Annotated in this window: 21 protein-coding genes and 1 tRNA gene; 13 read left to right on the top strand and 9 right to left on the bottom strand. The window is 53.6% G+C overall.

Features of this window, described 5'->3' with window-relative positions; translation table 11 throughout:
- Position 1 precedes the first annotated feature (1 nt).
- The 6 genes from GDA65_05910 (at position 2) to GDA65_05885 (ending at position 6257) form a co-directional block, all read left to right on the top strand.
- Positions 2–1021: a hypothetical protein gene (locus tag GDA65_05910; protein MBA5862225.1), complete on the top strand. Its 1020-nt coding sequence runs from the start codon at positions 2–4 to the stop codon at positions 1019–1021.
- Between the two features lie 4 nt (positions 1022–1025).
- Positions 1026–2930 carry a hypothetical protein gene (locus GDA65_05905; protein MBA5862224.1) on the top strand — a complete coding sequence of 635 codons (1905 nt, stop codon included), beginning with the start codon at positions 1026–1028 and terminating at the stop codon, positions 2928–2930.
- A gap of 66 nt (positions 2931–2996) precedes the next feature.
- Positions 2997–3617 carry a c-type cytochrome gene (locus tag GDA65_05900; GenBank protein MBA5862223.1) on the top strand — a complete coding sequence of 207 codons (621 nt, stop codon included), beginning with the start codon at positions 2997–2999 and terminating at the stop codon, positions 3615–3617.
- A gap of 21 nt (positions 3618–3638) precedes the next feature.
- The gene (locus tag GDA65_05895; GenBank protein MBA5862222.1) at positions 3639–4370 is read left to right on the top strand and encodes a hypothetical protein; all 732 of its coding nucleotides are present in this window, start codon (positions 3639–3641) and stop codon (positions 4368–4370) included.
- 40 nt (positions 4371–4410) lie between these two features.
- A complete protein-coding gene (locus GDA65_05890) occupies positions 4411–5238 on the top strand; it encodes a hypothetical protein (GenBank protein MBA5862221.1) in 828 nt (275 codons plus the stop codon).
- Between the two features lie 2 nt (positions 5239–5240).
- Positions 5241–6257, top strand: coding sequence for a c-type cytochrome (locus GDA65_05885; GenBank protein ID MBA5862220.1), 1017 nt, complete (start codon positions 5241–5243; stop codon positions 6255–6257).
- A 1-nt stretch (position 6258) separates the two neighbouring features.
- Here GDA65_05885 and GDA65_05880 read toward each other — a convergent pair whose 3' ends face one another.
- Positions 6259–7173, bottom strand: a complete 915-nt coding sequence (locus tag GDA65_05880; GenBank protein MBA5862219.1) for a 4-hydroxybenzoate octaprenyltransferase — start codon at positions 7171–7173, stop codon at positions 6259–6261.
- A gap of 150 nt (positions 7174–7323) precedes the next feature.
- Between GDA65_05880 and GDA65_05875 the strand changes: the two genes are divergently transcribed.
- Both GDA65_05875 and GDA65_05870 read left to right on the top strand, forming a co-directional pair.
- The gene (locus GDA65_05875; GenBank protein ID MBA5862218.1) at positions 7324–9213 is read left to right on the top strand and encodes a hypothetical protein; all 1890 of its coding nucleotides are present in this window, start codon (positions 7324–7326) and stop codon (positions 9211–9213) included.
- Positions 9214–9353: 140 nt separating this feature from the next.
- Positions 9354–9429 (top strand) — tRNA-Thr (locus tag GDA65_05870).
- 12 nt (positions 9430–9441) lie between these two features.
- Here GDA65_05870 and GDA65_05865 read toward each other — a convergent pair.
- The 8 genes from GDA65_05865 to GDA65_05830 form a co-directional block, all read right to left on the bottom strand.
- Positions 9442–10515 carry a tyrosine-type recombinase/integrase gene (locus GDA65_05865; protein MBA5862217.1) on the bottom strand — a complete coding sequence of 358 codons (1074 nt, stop codon included), beginning with the start codon at positions 10513–10515 and terminating at the stop codon, positions 9442–9444.
- Positions 10502–10810, bottom strand: coding sequence for a helix-turn-helix domain-containing protein (locus tag GDA65_05860; GenBank protein MBA5862216.1), 309 nt, complete (start codon positions 10808–10810; stop codon positions 10502–10504). The genes GDA65_05865 and GDA65_05860 overlap by 14 nt, the downstream gene beginning before the upstream one ends.
- A 42-nt stretch (positions 10811–10852) precedes the next feature.
- Entirely contained in the window at positions 10853–11860 is a 1008-nt protein-coding gene (locus GDA65_05855) for a hypothetical protein (protein ID MBA5862215.1), read from the bottom strand.
- Between the two features lie 144 nt (positions 11861–12004).
- A complete protein-coding gene (locus GDA65_05850) occupies positions 12005–12250 on the bottom strand; it encodes a hypothetical protein (GenBank protein ID MBA5862214.1) in 246 nt (81 codons plus the stop codon).
- Positions 12251–12500: 250 nt separating this feature from the next.
- Positions 12501–13301 carry a hypothetical protein gene (locus GDA65_05845; protein MBA5862213.1) on the bottom strand — a complete coding sequence of 267 codons (801 nt, stop codon included), beginning with the start codon at positions 13299–13301 and terminating at the stop codon, positions 12501–12503.
- Between the two features lie 77 nt (positions 13302–13378).
- A complete protein-coding gene (locus tag GDA65_05840; protein ID MBA5862212.1) occupies positions 13379–14902 on the bottom strand; it encodes a hypothetical protein in 1524 nt (507 codons plus the stop codon).
- 96 nt (positions 14903–14998) lie between these two features.
- Positions 14999–16147, bottom strand: a complete 1149-nt coding sequence (grrM, locus tag GDA65_05835; protein ID MBA5862211.1) for a GRRM system radical SAM/SPASM domain protein — start codon at positions 16145–16147, stop codon at positions 14999–15001.
- Entirely contained in the window at positions 16137–16955 is an 819-nt protein-coding gene (locus GDA65_05830) for a hypothetical protein (protein MBA5862210.1), read from the bottom strand. Before GDA65_05830 ends, grrM begins: the two co-directional genes overlap by 11 nt.
- A 1490-nt stretch (positions 16956–18445) precedes the next feature.
- On the opposite strand from GDA65_05830, the gene GDA65_05825 reads away from it, so the two are divergent.
- The 5 genes from GDA65_05825 (at position 18446) to GDA65_05805 (ending at position 21346) form a co-directional block, all read left to right on the top strand.
- Complete coding sequence (locus GDA65_05825; protein ID MBA5862209.1) at positions 18446–18754, top strand: hypothetical protein; 309 nt, start codon at positions 18446–18448, stop codon at positions 18752–18754.
- Between the two features lie 36 nt (positions 18755–18790).
- Complete coding sequence (locus tag GDA65_05820) at positions 18791–19093, top strand: hypothetical protein (protein MBA5862208.1); 303 nt, start codon at positions 18791–18793, stop codon at positions 19091–19093.
- Positions 19094–19150: 57 nt separating this feature from the next.
- On the top strand, positions 19151–19453 hold the full coding sequence (locus tag GDA65_05815) for a hypothetical protein (protein MBA5862207.1): 303 nt from the start codon (positions 19151–19153) through the stop codon (positions 19451–19453).
- Between the two features lie 583 nt (positions 19454–20036).
- The gene (locus GDA65_05810) at positions 20037–20258 is read left to right on the top strand and encodes a DUF433 domain-containing protein (GenBank protein ID MBA5862206.1); all 222 of its coding nucleotides are present in this window, start codon (positions 20037–20039) and stop codon (positions 20256–20258) included.
- 755 nt (positions 20259–21013) lie between these two features.
- Positions 21014–21346 carry a hypothetical protein gene (locus GDA65_05805; GenBank protein ID MBA5862205.1) on the top strand — a complete coding sequence of 111 codons (333 nt, stop codon included), beginning with the start codon at positions 21014–21016 and terminating at the stop codon, positions 21344–21346.
- Positions 21347–21430: the final 84 nt, after the last annotated feature.

The raw sequence follows: 21430 nt of genomic DNA, 5'->3' as shown, positions 1-21430 counted from the left end.
CATGAGTGGTCGAGAGACAATGTCGTCATTCAAGTTGGGGCTTAGTATTCTCTGGCCGGCCTGCTGGACCGCCTTGCCACTGAAAATGGCCTTCGTCGTGTTGTTCATGGCGATGGGCACCATCCATCTGGAGACCAAGCTCGGCATCACGTTCCTGATGCTGCTGATGACTCCGGTCAGTGTCTTTGCCTTTTTCATCATCTCCTTAACGCTCGGTTTCCATTTCGGTGAGGGTATCGGCCTGCCGTTACTCTTTCTGCTCTGCATCCCGATCGACATTTGGTCGTTAGGGCTGGTTGCGCGAACCGTATTTTTGGAGCGACTCCGGCTTGAACCCCCAGCCTCTTTGGGGCTCGCCCTCTGGGTTCGTTTCGCGGTAGCCGGGGCGCTGTATTTACCCTTTCTCTGGGTGGTGCAAGGCGGTGCAACCGACCTGGCCCGTTCCGTGACCAAGGCCATTTTAGATATGGAGATGCTCAAGCATCTCCCGGTCGCTGAACGCATCGGCCTGGAGTTTACCGCGTGGGGGAGCGCCGCCTTTGTGGTGTTATTAGCCCTGACCTATGTCGGCCTGATGATTCTGGGTAAGTTGGTCGAAGGACGTGTGGCAGCAGCCGGGCCGGCGAACGACACCTATCAGGATCTGATTTCGCGTTGGGACATGATTCGCGTTCCGGCCGATCAAAGTCTCATGTTGACGGCCTTTACCGGCGCCGGGGCTGTGTTGAGTGTGCTCTTTTGGGCGGTCCTTCCCGTGTCGACCCCGCATCCGCATGAATGCTGTAAGCCTGCGGAGGTGGTCGCGGCTCCACACTATGATCCACAAAAGTCGCTGACAAAGGACGAAAAGGCCTTTAAAGACGCAGAGCTCAAGATTGCCGCCATTGAACAAAAGGTGGCGGAGGAAGAGAAAGACAAGCCGAAGGGCGGCAAGGACAAGACCGGTGTCAAGGACGGCGCGGCCAAGAGCGACGGGAAGCCTGCGCCAGCGGCGGCGAAACCTGCGGCTGGCGGTAAGTGACATCATGGCAAATGACGAGGTGAGAATAATGAGGGACCAGGGTCAGACTGTCACGAATCACGGGCGCGACATCGCAGGTCGTGTGGCCCTGTTGGCTGGCTGTGCGGCATTGCTGGGATGGATAGGGCTGCCGGATGTAGCCGTTGCGCAAGAGTCGGCTCCGGCGGCTCCCACCGCCTATCGGGACCTTCCTTATATCGGGAGTCGGAATCTCGTATGGATCATCGCCCAACTTCACCTTTTGCTCGCCGGCTTTGTGCTCGGTGTGCCGATTTTTGCCTGGTTGTGCGAAATCGTTGGTTGGAAATCCGGGGACAAGCGCTATGACAAGCTGGCAAAGGAGTTCACCAAGCTCCTAACTTCCTCTTACGCGACGACGGCGCTCTTCGGTGGCATTCTTCTGTTCCTGCTCATCGGCTTTTATCCGAAGTTGATGGCCTACCTGACGGATATCTTTTTTCCGTCTTTCCTTGTCTACTGTTGCCTCTTCCTCGTCGAAACCGCGACCCTCTATCTCTACTGGTATGGCTGGGACGCGATGGCGGAAGGAAGCGGGAAGAAATTCCATATTTTTCTGGGTTTTCTCCTGAACGTGTTCGCCTTCTTTATTATGATCGTTCCCAACTCGTGGGCGACCTTCCAGTCGAGTCCGGTTGTGCTTGCGGAGGGCAGCGACTTTGCCCGCGCCTGGGCGGCGACCTGGAACCCGACCTGGTGGCCGGTCAACATTCACCGGTTGATCGCGAACGTGGTGCTCGGTGGTTACATTTGCGGCGCCTACGCCGGTATCCGGTATCTTTCGGCCAAGAGCACGGAAGAGCGGTACCACTATGACTGGATGGGCTACGTCGGGAACTTCATCGGCGTGTTCGGCCTCTTGCCGCTCCCCTTCGCTGGCTATTGGCTGATGCGTGAGATCTATCAGTACAACCAACAGATGGGTATCACGCTCATGGGCGGATTCCTGTCCTGGCTGTTCATTTTGCAGGCCATGCTCATCGGCGTGTTGTTCCTGGGTTCCAACTACTACTTCTGGCTCGGTATCACGCACCGTATTCCAGGGTCAGAAACTCAGTACCGCAAGCCCATCATGGCGATGCTGATCATTCTTCTGCTGTGCCTGGGGGTCTGGATGACGCCGCACTCGTTGGTTGCCAGCTTGGAAGAAGCCCAAAAGATGGGCGGAACGCACCATCCTCTGTTGGGCGTTTTCGGGGTCATGTCGGCCAAGATGACGGTGTCCAATCTCATGGTGCTCGTCACATTCATGAGCTTCATTATGTATTGGCGTGCCGGGAAGCAAGACACCGCCGGATGGGCCAAGGCAGCCAAGGCTCTGATGGGCGGTGTGCTCGGGTTGGCGGCTATTGCGGTCATCATACTCGGGGTCTGGGGCTATTTCGTTCCCGCCATTATCCGTATCAACTACTTCTCTACATCCCAGGTGGGTATCGTCATCTTTGTCATGCTGACAATCACGCCGCTCACTGCGCTTCTGCTCAAGAGCGCGAAGACCACCACGGAAATGGTCTGGGGAAGAATGCCTCCCCGCGCCGGGTATGCGCTGGTGTTGAACGCCGTCATGGTCATTCTGCTCATGACCCTGATGGGGTATGCGCGTTCGTCATCGCGCGTTCACTGGCACATCTACGGCGTCATGCGCGATTCATCTCAATATGCCTTCTCACCGGCCCTCGGCTACGCAGCCGCTCTTATGGCGCTGAACACATTCTTGTTCTGTATGTTGGTGGCCTTTATTTTCTGGGTCGCCACGATGGGTGACAAGGCAAAGGCCGCTGCGAGCGCCAAGGGTGCTCCAGAAGCCGGTCATATTCCTGCCATGGCAGGGGGCTCGCAGGCATTGGATGGTCCTGCGGGCGATGTATCCGAGGGAAACCGTCCGGTCTGATCGGGAAGATGATCTTCTTCTGATAACCAGGGGCGGGTCGTGATCATTATCCTTTGTTGAGGCCTTATGAGTGAAGTTGTCAAGCTGCAGCTAATCGGTCTGTGTGTGGTCGGCCTTGGAACAGTGATTCTTCTGTTCATCAAGGGACAATTTATTCGGGTCATCGGCTTTGTAGCGATCGTGCTCGGCCTATTCTCGCTGGTTGCGCTGGCCGTGCCCCAGATGGCTTCGTTGCCGCCGGCCGAAGAAAGCATCAATATCGCCGACATCAAAACGCCGACGGACATGGCGACGATTGGACAAAAAATATTCTTCAGTAAAGGCCAGTGCGCTCTCTGCCATTCCATCGGGCCCAGCGAGTCCGCCCGCTGCCCGGACCTGAAAGGCATCGGCGCCAAATTGTCACGCGAGTTTATCTTTGAAAGTCTAACGGAACCGCAAGCCTATCTCTACCTGGATTACCGGCATGAGGGTATCCCGAAGGAGTATCCGGCGCGCATGCCGTACATCAATAAGAATCCCATCGGGCTGTCGAAGAATGAAATCCTGTCGGTGATTGCGTTCTTACAGCAGATGAGCGGTGAACCGATCAGTGTCAGCCCCGCTGAGTTGGATTTGCCGCGGGCGACCCCGGCTCCGGTCAAGGCCGCCGATGCCGGCGCACTTGCGATGGCGCAGGCTCGATAGTTGCCGGTGAAGTAGAGGAGGATGGTTATGGGAGGCGTACTCATTAGACCGATTATTCTGACGGTCTGCATTTATGTGTTTTTGAAGTTTATCGTCCCGAATCTGCCGCATTCTGCGCCGCTGCCTTCGAGCTTGATCTTTCTATACCTGATGCTGACGACCGCCGGCATTGTCATTTTTGCGACTCTGAGCGGCGCCTCGAAAGACGCATTTTTCGGTCCGATCTTGCGCTTCCTCACTGGAGAAGGCGGAGGCGCTCTGAGCAGTGCGCGGTATCTCGTGCTGGCCTTGTTTCCCTTGTTGGTGGGATGGCAGACCTACGGGAGCACCGCTTCCAGCGATGCGCCACCGGGTGAAAATCGCACGATTCACCCCGCTCCTCCCGGCGAGTATACGGGTCTATCCAATCCCGTTCCGAAGACGCTGGACAATATCAATTATGGCAAGGGACTTTACGCCTCGCGTTGCTCGCCATGCCACGGCAACTTCGATGGAAAGGGTTTCGCTGCGGCGGGATTCACGCCGCCACCGGCGAACTTTAAGGATCCGACGACGATCGCCATGCTGCAGGAAAGCTATCTCTTCTGGCGGATCAAGAAGGGAGGCGTAGGCCTTCCTGTCGAAGGGATGCCATGGAAGACGGCCATGCCGAGATGGGAACTGGAAATGTCCGACGAGGACATCTGGAAAGTTATTATGGGCGAATATGACGGGGCCGGACAGAAACCAAGAACGTGGGATGAGTCCGAGTAATTTCTCCGATCAGGGACGGCTGAGCAATTAAGGGGAGCGTATGGCACGAGTGAGGAGACCAGGAACGAGTTGGTGGGTTGGGGCCGTCGGCCTTGTGGGGCTGTGCATGGCCGCCGAAGTGCAGCCGGCCTATAGCCAGCAGAGCGTGTCGGTGCGCGCCGCGCTCGTGAAAGGATCCCTTCCGGCAGATGATCCGACAGCGGCGGCTTGGGCGACAGCGGCGGTGTCGGAATTCCCAATGTCTCCTCAGGTGCATTGGCCGGTCCGTATTACCGATGTCACGGCCAAGAGTGTCAAGGTTCGCGGACTTCATGACGGAACCACCGTGGCTATCATGCTGGAGTATAACGATCCATCCGAAGATCCTGATGATGCGGCGGCCCTGGAATTCATGGTCGGCGATACCAAGGCCCATTTTGCCCACGGCCAGCCGATGGCACAGGTGGAGGGCGGCCCGGTCAATATCTGGTATTGGAAGAACAAGGACGGCAAGGGCGCAGACTTGGGAGCCAAAGGGTTCGGCACGCTGAAACCGCACGGACACCAGGATGTGAAAGCCAAAGGCGTCTACCAGGGCGGGGTGTGGAAAGTGGTCTTCTCTCGTGCATTAAGCACCGAGCATGTGGCTGAGGATACGCAATTCCAACCCGGGCAGTTCGCCAGCATCGCATTTGCCGTCTGGGATGGTAAGAAGATGGAGACCGGGCAGCCGAAGGAAAAGGGGTCTGAAAAGGCCATTTCATCCTGGTGGTATTTCCGGGCCGATGCGCCGCCGGACTATTCGCCGTACATGTATGCATTACTCGCGGTGGCCTTAGCGTTGGGCTTTGAGTTGGTCCTCGTGAGACGTTTAAAGAAAGGGTCGTGAGCATGAGGGCGTGGCGAAGAATACGCGTATTTGGAGCGATCACAGTGGTCGTCGGACTCTCGGGCCTCATCGGAGCCGGGGGGTGTTCGATGTTTCAGAACGAACAATCCGCGAAGGGCAAGAAGCTCTATGCCCACTATTGCATGCATTGCCACGGTGAAAATGGAAGACAGAATGAGGGGTTCAATTGGTCCTCCATGACCGACCCCAAACCGAAGGATCTCTCCAATAAGTCTGAAATGGGCACCTTCAAGGACGAAGATATTTTCTTAACGATCTCCCGTGACATGAAGGATACCAGCCCGAACGGCGACAAGATCGGTGACGATGAGTTTGCCGTGCCCACCATGCCGACCTTCAAGTACACGCTGTCAGAGGAAGAAATCTGGGGCATCGTCGGATATGTGCGCTCCTTGCATGGGAAGAAATTGGAATTTAACGTCGAGGGTCGTAAGAAAGAGCTCCAAGATTCCCTGCAGTCCGCTGAGCAAAAGTATAAAGAGGCGGAGCGTGCGGAGCAGGAAGCCGAGAAGAAAGCCAGCGACGAGGCAGACAAGAAGGGCGTGGAAGTCGACGACAACGCCTATGCCAAAGAAATGCAGGCGATGGGGCAGGCCAAAAAAGAGCTTGATCAGGCCACAGCCGCCTTGGTGAATTTTACGACCAGACCGGGGAAGGGTGTGAACATCGCACGTCCTGATTTGAACATGAAGCCGGATGCCGCCGCGAAGCTGGTGGAAGTCGGCAAACAGATCTATGTGACCAAGTATGGGTGCAATGGCTGCCACAAGATCGGTGAAGAGGGGGGAAAGGTTGGCCCCGCTCTCGATCGGGCAGGCTATCGATTGAATCCGACCTGGGTCTATCGCTGGCTGCGCAACCCGCAAGCGATGAAGCCGGACACGCGCATGCCCAGTTTGGGGTTGAACGATGCCGACGCAAAGGCCGTGGCCCTCTATTTGAAAACGCTCCGTGCCCCGAAACCCGACAAGCCGCTTGGTAAAGTCGGAGAGGAATAGGCTAGGGTATCTCGTTCGGCGCGCTGATCCACAGCGTGATGAGAATCACGAGTCCGGCAAGAATGTGCTGCTGAAACAGAGTGAACGCTTGTGGCGGCGTTACGGGAACCCGTAGACGCCGCGCTTGCCAGAGAAAGCCCCCCGCAAGCCACGTCAACGCTACATAGTATCCCATCCCGAGACCGGACAACTGCCCCACAATTACCAGGCAGACCAGCATTCCCAGCAGGAACAGCCCGACTGCTGCAGGGACGGCTGTCCCGAATAGGAGTGCGGACGACTTCACGCCGATGCGGCGATCGTCCTCGCGGTCTTGCAGCGCGTAAATCGTATCGTAGGCCACTGCCCAGCAGACCGTGGCGGCAAATAGCCACCAGGCCGGAGAAGCGATCGTCCCGCGCGAGGCCGCCCAGGCCATGATCGCCCCCCATCCGAACGCGATTCCCAACACCGCTTGTGGCATCTGAATCCATCGTTTGCAAAACGGGTAAACGGCGGCCAATGACAACGCGATCGGGCTGAGGAGAATGGTCAACCAGTTGAGCGTGGACACGAGGCCTCCTGCGAGAAGGGCTAAAGTGAGGGCCACGAGGAGCGCCTGCCTGGGGACTAATCGGCCGGAGGCGAGCGGCCGGTTGCTCGTACGAGCGACGTGTTTGTCGAAATTTCGGTCGGCCAGGTCGTTCAACACCACGCCGAGGCTTCGCATCAGAAAAGCGCCCAGGATGAAGATGCCGATCAACCGCATCGGCGGGCGCCCATGATTGGCCAGCACCAAGGACCAGAGGCTTGGCAACAGCAGCAGCCAGGTGCCTGCCTGGTTGTTGAGGCGGATCAGGTCGGCGACCGCCTTCCATGTCCATGGCGGTGAGCGGCGTTCCGTTGAATCGGTGGCAGATATCACGCGCTGGACCATAACGGAGCGCAAAGAGCCTGTCAACGCGACCGTCCGGCGGTTGTCATGTCTTCGCCAGATTGGGTATAACAAATCATTGTGCAGCGATTGATCGGCGGTTGGATCAGGTGTCGCAGTTGGCGGTCTTCCCGGTGTGCTCTTGCGGCGCTCATGGCGGCGGTGCTTGTGTCAGCCGGATGCCAGTACTTCAGCCCACGTCACGTTTCCACGAACTATAATCTTCCATTAACCGTGTTCCTGCGTCTGGACCCGAGCATCGGCGCCGCCGCCCTGGACTATCGCGATGCCTGCGCTCAGTCCGTGGTGATGCCCATTCATGAGGCCTTGGCGGCCGAACTCAAAAAGAGGCTGGAGCAAGTATTCGAGCGGGTTGTGATTCAGGCAGGGCCGTCGAACGAGGCGATCGATGGCGTGGTGGATGTGGGGTTGGGACTTCGGCAGGTAGAATTGTTCGTCGTCCGCAAAGCCAATAAATCGTATCCCGCCACGGTGACGCTAGGACTCGATGTGGTATACACCGATCCGCAAGGGATCGTCCTGCACAGCAAGAAATTACAAAGCGCGACTACGGGAGAGGTGGAAGCGCGGGCGGAAAAGTGTGACATCAGCGGCCTCGATAAGGTGGCCAAGGAAGTCATCGCCACGGTGGTGGAAGGCGTCGCGCTACAGCTTGGCACCGCCACAAAAATCCGTGAGCAAGCCCAGTTCCGCAAGACACAGCGTGGAGCGACGGGTCAGGCAGGGTCATTCACGCAGGTCCCTCCGCCATCCGCGGCCGTGCCGAATACGCCGGGAGCGCCGGCGCCGGCGGGCGCCGCCTCTGAAGGTTCGTCGCCGCCGCTGACTGTGCCCACCGAGACCACGCAACTGTCATTCCGCACCATTCTTCGGGATCAGAAGCAAAACCACGTCCTGGAGCAGAACGAACGCTTCAGCGTGGAGTTTGAAATCAAAAACGAGGGGACGACCAGGGCCGACGCCGTTGCGGTGGGTCTCAGCGGGCATCCTGCGATCGTCGCATCAATGCAGACGCCTGTCCTTGTCGGCCTGCTTCAGCCCGGTGAAATTCGACGTGTGACGGTAGAGGGCACAGTAGGCAAGGTATCGGAGGCCGAACAGGCAGAGTTGATCTGTGCCTTGCAGGCCGCCGCGAACGTCGCGCTTCCATCACCGAAGAAATTTGTGGTCGCCCTCAAGCCGGATGCGACCGATGCCGCCGAAGTCGTGGCGGTGGATGTCGACCAACTTCCAGGCAGAAAGGCGAAACCGGCACAGCCGCATGCGGTGGCCATCGCGATTGGAGTCGGTGCGTTTCGGGACCCGGCCATGCCGACGATGAAACTGGCCGCTCATGATGCCGAAGTCATGAGCGGGTACTTTACGTCCGTGATGGGGATTCCTCCGCAAAAAGTCAAGCTTGTGTTGGATGCCATGGGGCTGAAGGATGATTGGATCGAGGTGTTCGAACAGTGGTTACCCAAGCAGGCGGGAGCCCAAACAACAGCCTACATCTATGTCGGTGGCCGAGCCATGGTGGATCATGAAACGGGCGCCGTCTCTCTGTTGCCCTATGATGCGACGGTCTCCGGATCGACCCGCGCGTATTCCCTGGCCAGGTTGCAGCGAGCGCTGGCGAGCGCGCCGGTCAAACAAGCCGTCGTGATGTTAGACCTATCCCTTGAACCATCGCCAGGTTCGGATCCCGCCCGCGTGGCCGCGCCGCGGTGGATCTCGCAGGATTCCAACGGGGACCAGGAGCGCGTGATGTTGATGGTGGGGAATTCCACCCTGCAGGAGGCGCAGGCCTATCAACCAGGCCAGCACGGCCTCTTCACCTATGCTCTGCTCAAGGGCCTGCGCGGGGCTGCCGATCTCGATAAAAATGGCTCGGTGCTTACCGGCGAACTCTGCGCCTACGTGAAGGGACAGGTGACAGCCATGGGTCGGTCGACGTTGGGGGATACGCAGCAGCCCCTATGCGTCCCGGACGCCGGTGGAGCCTCTCCACTCAGACAGCTTCGTCTCACGACGTCGCCATAACGTCTCGTGACCGATGTCCATGGTGGACCTGAGAATTCAAAACCCATCCTCGATGTTTCCAGACCGCGAACCGCGGCAACGCCCCTCACTCATTGACAGGTGTTTCACCGTCTGAGTAATATTGCGCCTCACCACGCCTGGCCGGCGTAGCTCAGTTGGCAGAGCAGCGGTTTCGTAAACCGCAGGTCGGTGGTTCGATTCCACTCGCCGGCTCCATTTATCAAGCACTTACATTGCCACCGTTGGCGCAAATGGTCCTTGTGCTAAATTTGTGCTAAAGGTCTTTCCCCGGTCCAATATCTCCACCCCATCCCGCAAACTTTCCGGATAGTGATGTGCATACCGTTGGGTCATGCTCGGAGATTTGTGCCCGAGTAGCCGCTGGACCTTGTATAAGTCCACTCCGGCTTGGACCAGCCGTGTAGCAAACGTATGGCGCAGATCGTGGAAATGAAGGTCCTCAATCTGTGCCGCCTTCAGGGCCGCCGTAAAACCTCGTCGAAGGTTGCTGCCGTCCAACTCGGTACCGGCTTCGCTGCAGAACACAACCCGGGTTTCAATTCCCCGTAGCCCACGGCCCTGCTCGTATTTGTGAGAGAGCAGTTCCAGGACGGTTTGGTTGACAGGAATCGTCCGCCGATCCCCGTTCTTGGATTTGAACACCGTCACGGTTCGTCGGGTGAAGTCTACCCCTGCCCATGTGAGGGCAAGAATCTCTCCCCGCCGCATGCCAGTATGAACGGCGAAGGTGACCACTTCTCTGAGCCAGGAAGCCGCAGCCATCAGCAGCCGTGCCTCCTCCTGTTCGGTAAGCCAGCGATCCCGTGAGTTCTGCTCCTTCTCCATCGACACACGACAGACCGGATTGTCCTTTGCCCATTCCCATTCGCGACAGGCCAGGTTGTAGGCCTTTTTCAGCATGGCCAGTTCTCGATTAATGGTGGCCGGCATGACGCCATCCGCATAGCGCTTCGCCTTAAAGGCGACGATGGTCTTCGGCGTAATCTGGGACAGTTTCGGATTCCCGAAGAATGTCTTCACATTCGTCACCATGTTGACATAGCGCCGATAGTGGGCGCGGCGACTCGCATGCTCTTTGAGATACCGGTCCATTAGCTGGGAAAAGGTGTAGGGGTCTTCTTTCGGCTTTTCGAAATATTTCCCCTCGACAATCTGCACTCGGATCTTGCTCAGAATGGCTTCGGCCAACTTTTTATCCGAGGTTTCCGTCGATCGCCGTACTTGCTGCCCTTGAAACGTAAATGACATCCACCAGGTATTGTTCCGTTTAACGAGCCCCATGCTGCTCCTCCTTCGTGCGTGGGCTCGGTGTGATGGTTTCCCCGTGGCGAGTATAGACCTCGGATTTCGCCGCTTCAATGAGCTGGTCAAGGTCACTGGTCTCGTCGAGAGTCGGCAGTGGAAGCGGCTTGCCGGGACTGGTTTCAAAGCTTTTCAGCCACGCCTGGATGGCCTCAGGTTCAAAACGAACGAGGCCGTGGATGCGACGGCATGGGATTTTATTCTTGGAAACCCAAAGATAGAGTGTGGATTCTTTAATGTTGAGCCAAGCTGAGAGTTCTTTGACTGTGAGCATCTGCAGATACACCGGGGGAGTCTGCCGACACCCCCAGTCCCCCTAACATGGGCTGCCCGCGTGACCGCCGGCAGACCGGTGAAACCGATTGGGTGATTCCTTGAGCAAATTGCGGTGTCGGTCTTTCCACCGAGCAATGCCCCTGACAATTTCGTTCAGTAGCCATTCTTCCCCTCCAGGGGTGGCACAAATGACCGCCAACATCGGCGTCAGGGTGTCACTCACCCATCGTTTCACGTTCTGCAGGGTCTGCACCTGCTTCTCCTGGGCTAATCGCCCCTTCTGAAATCCCTCCGTCAGGAGGGCGTACCACTCCAACACGGGAGCCCGGTAGCGTTCTTCATCCTCGGCGTCCTTCGGGATCTGCCGGAAGTCGACATAAGAGCGAAGCAAGCCGATCACCAACTCCTTCCAATCGGCTTCGTCTAACGTTGCCAATGCTCGGGCGCACTGTTCGGCACGATCCTTCTTGAGTTCCAATTCCCAGCGAGTCCCATACTCCCGCCAGTTCTCTTGTCCTTTACTCTGCAGTTCAAGCCGCTTGTCATAAATGCGCAACAAGGTCTGACTCTGAGGACTCCCGAAGTACATGGTCTCACCCGTGGTGGCTCCTGTCCCATGCGTCAGGTTGGAGACGATATGTCGGACCTGAGCCGCCCTTGTGACGCATTGGCCTGCCGAGACGGCTTCTCGGATGGTCGAGACAGACACCGTGCCGGCTCGGTCATCGAGGGCGCAGTCAATTCGCGTGACGTGCCCTTGCTGTGCATGGACCCACTTGAGCAGGGCTCGGATTTGATCCAGTGTCAGGGCGGACGCGAGGCCGCCCGACAGATCCACATGGATTTCATTCCGACGCCGAGGGGCATTCGTACCCAGTTTGCCGACCCCGCGCAGACCGTCGGTTCTCATCCAGGACAAGGGATAGCCTCGGAAGCCGCCCTTGGCCTTGCTCCAATCGCCGCCGAGCACCTTCATGGTCTCTTGTGGATTACTGGCCAGGACCGTAAAGGCGAGCCAATCAATCGTGAGGGTGAAGCTCGAATCCATAGAATCTATCGAACTCCTGTACGGAGCGCTGTAGGTAGCGCCCCCGTGTTACCAAGACGGGGGCCATTCCGGTCCGCCCCGCAGCCTATCGGCATGCGGCGCGGACCGGCTTTACCTGCTGATGGTGGGACAAATAGCACTTTCTCAGCGTCCTTCCTGTGCCGGTCGGGTGAGCTTCTGCCGTACGACCGCAAAGGCTCTCTCGCCAACCTCTTTGGCCACAATCTTGATGGCTTCGGCCTTGCCATCCATCACCATGCTCATAAGCACCGCACCGCGGACGTATTTAGATACGGTCGTGCCTTCTTCTTCCGCAGATTTCTCTATGAGCCTTCTCTCTTGCTCTGTTACCTTAAACTGAAGAGTATGTGCCTTAGCATCTTCCTTCATGCAGTCCTCCTCGCGTGTATTATATTACGAATTATAGTATTAAGCAATTCGCATTCATGTCACTTTTAAGATAGATTGTTTTTTGTGTGATAAGGCTATTTAACCGTAACTTTTCAGACGGTAATGCTCCAGAGAGTAGTTGCCCTACGTCTATTTCTATGAAGGCTGAGTGTATAGAGTTACGGTAGAGAAGGTTGTGTAGAGAAAAACATGTTTGGCTGAGATGATTTCAGGAATGTATTGCGGAACTTTATGATGTTACTTTTAGAGCAATCAACAACGAGATATCTGCGTGCCCTTCGCTATTTGTGGCCCCGTCGTGTATCACATTTTGGGTTTGACACAAATAAGCGTGCCCCGGAGGTAACAAAGCGCGAGTAACTGAATATTCAGGATGATGTGTGAAAAATGCGTCTTTTATTTTATGCGTCGGCCAGAGACCTATATCTTCATCTGAATATACATCTTGCAAGATATTCACGATGCTGGACAGTTGGTGATTGATAAATTGGAAATACCGAATCGCATCTCCAAGATTGATATTAAATAGAATAAACGCCTCACGTCTTTTAGTTAAAGCTAACTTTTCGTGATCATCAATGTGAAGCCCCTTGTAGATGCCCTTCAAGTGATCGAACGCAGTAGAATTGAGCCCTGGACCGGCAAACGCGAGATCTGCACCGAGAAAGTAATATTGAAAAGGTAACCTAAGAGAATTAAGCCACGATACGGCTGATCGCGCAAAACGCTCAGTTGACGCTCTAAGACTGTGTTGATAATTCTTTCTTGCCACGGCCGTGACTATTTCAGACTGAAACTCTTGTACATTCGATTTAGGAAGAGACAGCAAATAGATATCGGAAACATCGCGAGAATCAGATCTTAATATGTCCATCTCAAGAGGGTTAACCATTTGCCAATCATTTTTTGCAACAAAGCAACTCTCTGCCTCGTCGGATGTGATAAGCATGGTTCCACTTGCTACTTCAAAAGCTTCGCGGAGATGATGATTCTTGGAGGAAAAGTGAACTGAGATGCCTTTAGTTAGCATGTAGCCACATAAATTCTGAATTACTTAACTAAACGTCTGGCATTGACTTATTGGCGAGCTTTACGGGGCATAGCTTCTCAAATTCTTACGTGCTGGGCATCGTGTTGTTTACGCCACAATGCCAGCGCCCCCAGCTGGAAGAATACTCGCCGCCGCTGAGGCGAAGCACCTATTTTTCGAAGTAGTTTAACGGGCACAAGGTCGTCGAGATAAGTTAATGATTGATTTATGAAGTCTAGCAATGCAGGGTCCTCGTATAGCTTTTGATCAAAGAAAGGCGGAGCCTTTCCTTTATCCTCCAGATTCAACCAGTATTTGAGCGACGGGTTTGGAAAGGTAGTCATGCCGAGATGGTTGCACTCTTCCGGTAAGGACAGCAATTCAGGCGCCAGTTTTCCGATTGCATATCGATGAAATCTTGATCCCAGCTTCCAATGGTATGGAAGGTTTTTTGCCAAGAGGGTCCAACGAGGGGAGGAAAAAGGCGCAACCCAAGGAACTGAGAGGGACAATGCAGCAACATCCGCACCCGTCTTGTGTCGGCAATATTCATTGACAAAAGCTCTCTCCAAAGCTCGCCCCAGCTGGGGCTCACTTCCCATCAACCTTGCAATCCGAGAGGTATAAGCTCTGGGGGAAAATTCCTCAGCAAGTCTCGGGTCCACTTCACTAATTTCTTCCTGAGTGAATGCCTTATAGAATTTCCTCATCCAGAATTTACTGCCATAACTACCTGTTGAATTGAGGCCGAATCGTAAGAATGAAAGGAGGCCAGAGTCGTCATAGTAACTTCTTGCAGATTCTCCGTTGAACCCAACAAATACCAGTTTGTTGTCTACTCCCTTCGCGAAGAGTACTCCGGGCCAGTGACTAATTGGTAAAAGGCCATTTGTTTGATTCGGGATCGTTAGGCAGGCATCTATAAAATCATCTATGTTTACAACTGTATGAGTTAACTCCAGATCGAAGCGCGTCGAAATCTTTATTGCGACTTGCAAGTCGAATGCGGATTCTTGGCCACATACAAGAAGAGGAGGACGAATATTAGAAGCCATGAGAATTGCCAAAAGAAGTCGAGAGTCTAAGCCCCCGCTGATACTCAAAATGCTCAAAGGTGATTTCCACCAAGTCAACACTTCTTCGGACAGTTCCTCTATAAGGTCATTCGGGCAGGTGGCAGATCTTTTGTCGTATTGATCGTAGGACGTACGTATATACAATTTGCCCCACTCTGCAGATACGACCTCCCCGGGATTCGTTCGCTTGATCAGCGGGTGGAGCGTCGCATCATTCATTGTATGATTCATGCTTAAGTAATCGCCAAGAGCAGTGTAGTTCCATTTCCAGGCGAGGCTGGCTTTTACGCAGACAGCCGAGACTGTATTTCCGTGGAACAACCTCGTGCCATCGAAAAAATAATAATAGGGAAGGACACCATTATGAGATGTCATTATTAAGGTTTGGATTCTGGACTCTGCTACGACGACGAAGGTTCCTCTGGCTTTGGTAATTGTGTCTACTGAGTTGCTTGCTGTATGGCGACGCAATTCGTCATAGGTGAGTTCGCAATATCCATAGACGGTTAATGAAAATTTGTGCAAGAGATTAGGGAACTCTTTAGGGAGAAAATGTGCCTCAGAACTGGTGTGAGGGCAAGGTCAGTCGGGGAAGAATAGCGTCCCGTATAGCAATCATATTTACTTCGGAGCAACCGCTGTTTTTAAAGTCATTTGTTCCATAGCCTCTACTACAACCTGGGTGAGCAGTTTAATTCGGAGTTGGCATTCCGTTGTTTCTGTAGAAGCAAATAGATTATTTTCGAACAATTTATTGATGGGTCGTCCTCCGCCACAAACTGAGTAATACCTACAGGAATTCATGCAATCCTCTACGCCTTTTTCTATTTCACCTTGCATCTTCTCAAGGAGAGAATAGTTGAAAACCAGAGAATCCGCTGCTTCATTAACTCGCGCCATGGCAAAAGTAGGCCATTTAGCATGTTGTAACCCCAAGAATTCAGGCGAGTAGGTAGCTACATCTCCATTGGATGAAAGGGCAAGAATAGAGCCACAAACATTTTGCAAATCTCTTTGAGCGCCATTCTTCGCATAAATTAGGCGTTCAAGGATTTCGAATTCCCGAATCTTCAGGGTGCCCCTTGTTGATTGGTCATATAGTTCATGAGCAAATTGTTTCAACCGTACCAAATCACTTGGACCCCATGAAGCTGCATTTAGTCCCTCGGTTTCCTCGAAGTTTAGACCTAGCTTCGTCGCCAATGTTGACTCTAGGAATGCATAAAATCCACCATGGTCGGAAATGGTGGCCCTAGTTATTACAGATATAATCTCGAATGGAACTTTATGGCGATGCAGCTCATCGATGCCTTTCATGACCGCCTTGAATGAGCCGACTGCCGATCGATAGCGTCGATGACGATCATGAAGCGCTTCAGGTCCGTCGAGACTTACCCCAATACTAATTCCGAGATTAGAAATACGCTCTGCGAGGGAGCGATCGATTAGCGTTGCATTAGTTTGGATGGAGTGCTTAAAAGTTCTTGACCCACCATACAGTTCAGCTATTCGCTGCACGCAATATTCATAAAAATCAAAAGGAACAATTAATGGCTCGCCGGCGTGCCAGCGAATTTCTACTTCCTGTGACAATAGATTAGTCGATTCAAGATAACGAAGTAGGAGATTAATTGTTTCCCAAGTGATGCGCTTGTCCGAAGCCCGGTTTGGTAGGTAACAATATGAGCAGTCAAGGTTGCAAAAGGATGTAGATTGAACAACAATCTGAGTTGCAGGCGAGAGGAAAGAGGATGGGTTCTTAGTTGTCATGGAACTGACATGCAATGAACAGGCACTTATCAATGAGACCTTTTCGGTTTGTCATGCCATCGTGGATAATGCATTGCGTTGGAACGATGTAAGCTTCAAGTGGAGCAATAGCTATACGGTATATAGGGTCACCGCTATAGAATTGGAGAGCTGTACCGAGACCACAAGCGGATTCGTCAATAGTCAAGCGATTCGTATCTTGCCCCGATTGACTCTCGGCTATTTTATTTGGGAGAAGCCTTGAGAAGCAGAAATACCGCTCGCATACGCCTAGGTTTAAACCTATTAAGTAAAAAAGATCCGAGCCTCCTACTGTATAATTTTTAAACTTATCATAGTGAAGTCCCATGAAGGATTGCGCTTGCAAGTTATATGATGAAGATTCCAGGTAAGGCCGATTTAGTGCAAGTCTAACGTGAAGAATTTTTTTGAGACACCTCCCAATTAGGTTTTCAATTGTGCTCACCGTATTCACAGCCGCAATGTCAATAAGTTTTCGTATTGGGTTAGCACAATCTTCTGGGTTGCCGAAACAACTTGTTGTACTCAGTGCCTTATGAACATTGCAGAGATCAGTGGTGGCTATAGCGCCCAGATTAAGAACCGTTACAGAGGTCTTCGAAATCGATGATTTCGGAGCTAGTATTTCTGACAGTTGGCGGTCATTCAGAAATGTCCAGTTATCGCGAGGGGTATACACCAGCCCCAATTTTTCATGCTTTCTTATTAAAACTCCATCGTTTTGTGCCACCTTTCCTTCTAATTGGGTGGACTTCTGTGGGAAATTAGCTAATATTCTGCTGGCCATCGCGAGCTTCTAACAAAATGAAAAAAAAGGATCCCTGCGGATCCTTTTTAAATCCAGTTAGTATCAATCTGTGCAATTCAGTTTCCCCAGCCCCATCCCATATTACAGCTTCCCATTGAGTCTGATTTTTGTTCATGGTTCCCACGAAGGGCTTGAATTCTTTCTTCTATTGTAGAATCGTCCGCAGTTCCAGCAATAAAAATTGGTCCATTCTTAACAACTTCGAGAAGATTTTCTTGATTGGTCTTGGACATGCTAGCCTCCTAGTAAAGGGTGTATGAAACAGACCGTGTACGTACGACTCTTCACTTAGTCAGTACGTACTCCATTTATGCTTAAATTGATGTTAATTTCAAGAGGATTTCTTCATGGAAAGCGAATTCGGAGTTGAGATCATGCTGACCATATACTGACGCTGCAATTAAAATCTGCGAAACATGCGAAGTTCATAACTCATTAAGATTGTAAAATCAGTGAGTTGATCGATTTGGCAATGTAGCACGCATTGACAAAACGCATCTGTTCTTCACGGGTGTCTGGATGTTTCACTAGAGCATACCAGGGCCATTCATCCCTAGGCATCTCTGCGAGTACCATTTTTTAGAGATATATAGGGGCATGCGTGTAGAGTTTTTATGCCTCAAGAGGATGTGAAATCCAGCAGGAGACTGGAGTGACGAAAAGGCATTAATTCGAAATGTCCTAATGCCAACCTGCCTCAGGGAAGGGGTTCACCCCAAATCGCTGTGCTAAATTTGTGCTAAAAATTTTCAAAATCCCCCTATACACCTCGAAGTGATCTACATCAGGCATAGAATTGCGCGACCAGTCTGCACGTAAAGCGTACATACGTTCTTCGTGTCTCCCATCAGCATAAGCGATCGAACGTTATTCTTGTTCGGGCGGTGCAATTTCGCACCGTGCGGAGTGTGCGAAAAAGCTCAGTTGCCCATGTTGGTTGCTTAGTATGTGTATGTACTTTCATGCACCCTTCGAGCGATTATTCTGACATGAAAATAGTTATTCAGAGATGCGTAGATATTCGTGCCTTCAACATGAAAATAGTTGATTCAAATTCAGCGAATTGTGCTACAACGCACTGCCATTGGAACGCACCTTCTACCACAGAGGACACATGAATTCTCCTGCCCGTCTTCGTAGTGCAACGTTTTCAATCTTCGTCTTCATGACTCTCGCGCTCACATTTTTTACCAGACCAGCAGCTGCCCTAATTGTGAACTTCGAGACCGTGCCACAACTTCCTATCGGGCCAAGTACGTCGCCTGGAGCGGACCGACTCAAACTATCAATGACAACGGACAAGTCACCTTTTCGGAGCATCAGCACTGATTTGTTTATTTCCCAATTACGTAGCGCTCGCTTTATCACCGTCGTCGACGATCGGTGCCGCCTGAGGCGCGTGCCTGTTCATTTTGTCGAGCCGACGAACCCAGATCCATATCTAACTGCGTAGTCTTGGAGGACACCACATGCGCACATTGCCCAGGCTAGCGGCCGGTCTTTCCGCACTGCTCCTCACCGGCTGCGTAGACCTCTCCTTTCGCATCACGCCGGAGAATCTCTCGGTGAAACCGATGGCTGAGGGGAAGACCTGCATATACACCCTGTTTAATTTTGGCTACGGCACCAATACCGCTGAGCAGGCCATGGCCAACGCCACCCCGCCGATTCAGAACATTCGCAGCATCAGTCTAACGGTCTTTCATTTCCTAGTCTTCGAATCACACTGCCTGAAGGTCGTCGGTGAGAGCGCTCCAGCCGGCGTGGGAGCACGCTAGTTAGAACATGATATGTTCGCAAGAGGAGGACCCCGCATGCGCACGTTCTGTACGCTGACCGTCTGTCTCGCCGTGCTTCTGCTCGTTGGCTGCGTCAGCATCACCAATCGCATCACCCCCGAGGATCTCTCGGTGAAACCGATCGCGGAGGGCAAGACCTGCATGTACACCCTGTTTGAGTTGGGCTACGGCAACAATACCGTCGAGCAGGCCATGGCCAACGCCACCCCGCCGATTCAAAGAATCCGAAGCGTGAGCCACAGCCTCTTCTTCTTGCTGTTTGTGAATAGGAGCTGCCTCATCGTGGTTGGCGAGGGCGCACCAGCCGCCGCGCCATAGCGGCGACGCCAACGGAGACGGTCTGTCGACGATTACCGCGTACTGGAGGACTATACGATGCATCGACTGATCTGCTGCACCTGCTGGCTGACGGCCCTACTCCTCTCCGGCTGCATAAATGCCTCATTTCGCCTGACCCCAGAGGATCTCTCGGTGAAACCAATGGCGGAGGGCAAGGACTGCGCGTACGCCGCGTTTGGGTTTGGTTACGGCTCCACGACCGTTGAGCAGGCCATGGCCAACGCCACTCCGCCGATTCAGAACATCCGAAGCGTGGGGATAAACGAATTCTACTTGCTAGGTGTATACAGGGGGTGCCTGATCGTGGTCGGCGAAGGTGCCTCGAGCACCACCAAATAAACTATGCTGGCGGTTCACCTGCCGTAAAGGCAGCCAGGTAGATCCACAGGTGAGTGACGTGGGAAGACTGTCATAACTGAGGGTACATCCCATGTGCTGTGCTAAATTTGTGCTAAAAAGTTTCAAAACCCACCTATACACCTCGAATCCATCGAATCAATAGAATGCACGCAAGTACATGTTTTTGCAGTTAAAACGGGGGAACCATTTGATACACCGAGCATTTTAGAAATTGTCCTGGCCTGATTCGTAAACCGCAGGTCGGTGGTTCGATTCCACTCGCCGGCTCCAGAAATATCCCCGACGAATCAACCTGTTGGCGGTTTACGACCGCGCTGCTCTCACCCCTCAATTCTGTCAGTGTAAGCGTCTGGTGCTCCAAATTGTGCAGGGTGTTGGAGGCACTCCAGGTGGTTTGATTTGATAGGAGTTGTCGACTGGCACGAGATCGTACAGTGAGGCTGACGTGCATCAGTATTATGTGCCTGATGGTGTTCTCGTCGGCTAAGCGGCTTATCTTGCAGGACATGTGGAGCCTCCTCGCCTTGGGCTGACTAATCAGTTAGTCAGTGAGGAATTCATCATGGATGATCGTATCGTTGTCTATCCAAACATGTGCAGCGGGAAGCCGACAATTCGAGGCACCCGCATTATGGTGAAGAACATCCTCGGCATGGTGGCCGGTGGCTACACCGTGGCCCGGATCATTGACTCGTACCCCGAACTGACCGCCAACGAGGTCACTGCCGCGCTTGAGTATGCCAGCCAGGTGATTGACGAAGAGAAAGTCATCCCGCGTGCCTGACCGCCTGACCATCCTTCTCGACCAAAATGTTCCCCAAGCCGTCGTTTCATGGCTGAAGCCGTTGAAGCCGACGTGGGCCGTCTTCCACACCGGCGATGTCGGATTGTCTGGGAAGCCTGATGAAGAGGTCTTTGCCTGGGCGCAGCAACAGAGCGCTGTTGTTGTGACCTTTGATGAAGACTTCGCCGATGGCCGTTCCTTTCCAACACAGCGACACCATGGCATTGTGCGCCTTCGGGTGAGGCCGACAGCGATCGAAGAAACCGAACAGGTTTTGGGTCGATTGCTCAGTAAGGTCACCGAAGCTGAACTCACCACGTCTCTCATCATCGTAGACCGCTCTCGAATCCGCGTGCGGACCCGACCTGAATACGTTGCACGTCCCGCAAATCACGGAGCGTGCAGCGTACCCCAAAGTGTAACCGTCGAGACTGCGTTCGGCGGCGGTAGACACGACACCACAGGATGAAGCCCCGCCCATCTCATGCCATGGTGGATCAAACGCTCCTCTGTCTGTTGATGTCGTGATGTGAGGGGGGGAAAAGACTTCGGAGTTGCTTCACAATCGCGGTAGAATCCCCGGTCATTATCCCGCCGCTCAACGGTTGTCAGCGACGGGTTGATGCCGTGCCTGTCCGGAGAATAGCCGGTCCGCGAACATATCTCCCGTTGCTTGTTGGCGCGCGTAGGCTATGGTACTCTCCAGTTATGGTCGGTCCCAACGTGGCTATGCAGTGGCCACCTGATGAATGCGTATGATCTCGTTGCGTTCTCCATCTTCTCGTCTGATCCCCAAGGTGTTTGTCCTCCTGCTGACCTGGATTGTGGTAGCCAGTCTTTCGTGGGCAGACTTGATAGGTGCTCAGGCCGAACCGACCGGCGCATTAGTCGACGCGCAGGTGGCGACCGAGCTGGATCTGGACGAACTGCGGGATGACGCCACAACGCTCTCGCTTATCGAAGAAGAACTCCCCGCGCGCCTTTCGGCGCAAACCCTTCCATTGTTTTCTGCAGGCCGTTCCATCCCTGATGAGAATCCGCAACCGACACGCTTGGTACTCTCCAAATTGTCCGTCTACCGCTTGTAACTCGCTCTTTGCCGCGTCCATGTACTATCCAGCAACTCGATCCTCGGGTGAGGTCGGGGCGCTGGTTGCGTGATGCTGGTGTGG

It is taken from the genome of Nitrospira sp. CR1.1 (assembly GCA_014055465.1).
Classification (GTDB): Bacteria; Nitrospirota; Nitrospiria; order Nitrospirales; family Nitrospiraceae; genus Nitrospira_A.
The sequence above is the reverse complement of the archived record's forward strand: the minus strand, read 5'-3'. Positions and strand labels throughout refer to the sequence as shown.